At 61.6% G+C, this 1510-nt stretch carries 1 protein-coding gene and 1 pseudogene; both read right to left on the bottom strand.

What is annotated here, in order from left to right; genetic code table 11:
* Positions 1–438, bottom strand: a 438-nt coding sequence (locus ACFWPJ_RS32595) for a hypothetical protein (protein ID WP_378857335.1), incomplete at its 3' end; no start/stop codon positions are given.
* A 730-nt stretch (positions 439–1168) separates the two neighbouring features.
* Positions 1169–1510, bottom strand: a pseudogene (locus ACFWPJ_RS32600) (acetyl-CoA C-acyltransferase); the annotation flags it as partial.

Raw genomic sequence — 1510 nt, forward strand, 5'->3', positions numbered from 1 at the left:
ATCATCTACTGCAGCAGCAGCCGGCGTTGAAGAATCTGTCGTAGACATAGCCAGAATGTCTTCGACAATTTCATCCAGCGGACGGTTGTCCACTGATTCGGGAGGAGAAATCAGCGTCGGACGGGGTGGTTGCTCGCCGCGTTCCATGGCACGCCGCACCTCGTCGGTTGCACTTCGCCAACCATCTGCGAATGCGACGCCAACTGCCTCCATAATAGCGATATCGAGTCGTCCGCCAGATATACGTGACTGCCAGTCTTGTGAAACGGTGACCCGGAGGGGAAAGTTATCCTCGTCCAGTGAAGTGCGCACCGCACCGCTCGGATCACGGCCTGGCCGTTCCATCCTCCGACTGACCTGATCGATCCACGTATACTCAGCCGCCTCAGCTTCCAGCTCGCGCTGTAGCTGATTCAGATTGCCGACGAGTCCGTCCAACCCAGTACTGACCGGAGCTGCCGCCGAATTCGACTGACTCTCAGAAGCATCGCGTTGGTGAATAGCGGATCCCTGATGTGGCGCAACAGAATTGACCGGGGGAACGCTGGGTCTCGGCGGAGCTACTTGCGATGTCCAGTCCGCTATAGCCGGACTAGCCGCAGGATGGTTTACGTTCTGGGGCTCGTCGCCCCAGCCAGTGTCAGGCGCTCGCCCCGGAGTCGCGCCGGTGTGTGTGGACTGCCCTCTGACGAGCGGCTCCTCGTCCCAGAACTCGTCAGGGTCGTCGTAGTGATTGAACCAACCGCTGGTCGCCATCACCGCACCTCACAGTAGCCGCTGGACACCGGCCCGAATATCAGTCTTGTCGCTGGAATCAGCATCGAACCCCCGCCCGTCTGAACATTTCGCCATGGTGGCCGCAGCTGCCATCCTGTCCACCCCCGATCCTCCTGTCAATCTATCGATACGCGGCGCACTCATGGGGAAGCCTGTGCGAGCCAACCGATTATCCGAGGAATCCTCTGGTCGTTACAGCCTGTGACCAGCGATGATCGGAAATGGGGATGGTCATGCCAGACCCCAGATCTGAGCGGCGGAAATACAACGAACCGATCGTGATAGCGGACGAGCTTCGCCCAGCCTTCTCAGCACCTGACTCGCCCCGGACCTCTGGCCGCGTCGAATGCCCCCGGCACCCGAGTCTGACCAGAAGTCGCGGGGCCGCGGATCAGCTCAAGCGTTCGATGACGAGAGCCATGCCCTGGCCGCCGCCGACGCACATGGTCTCGACGCCGAACTGCTTGTCGTAGGTCTGCAGGTTGTTCAGCAGGGTGGTGGTGATGCGGGCACCGGTCATGCCGAACGGGTGGCCCAGCGCGATCGCGCCACCGGAGACATTGAGTTTGTCCTCGTCGATCTTCAGCTCACGTGCCGAGCCGAGCACCTGCACGGCGAAGGCCTCGTTGATCTCGAACAGGTCGATGTCGGAGACCGACTTGCCCGCCAGCGCGAGGGCCTTCTTGACCGCCTCGACCGGGCCGTGGCCCATGTTCTCCGGCGTCAGGCCGGA

This window comes from Nocardia sp. NPDC058497, assembly GCF_042720195.1.
Classification (GTDB): Bacteria; Actinomycetota; Actinomycetes; order Mycobacteriales; family Mycobacteriaceae; genus Nocardia.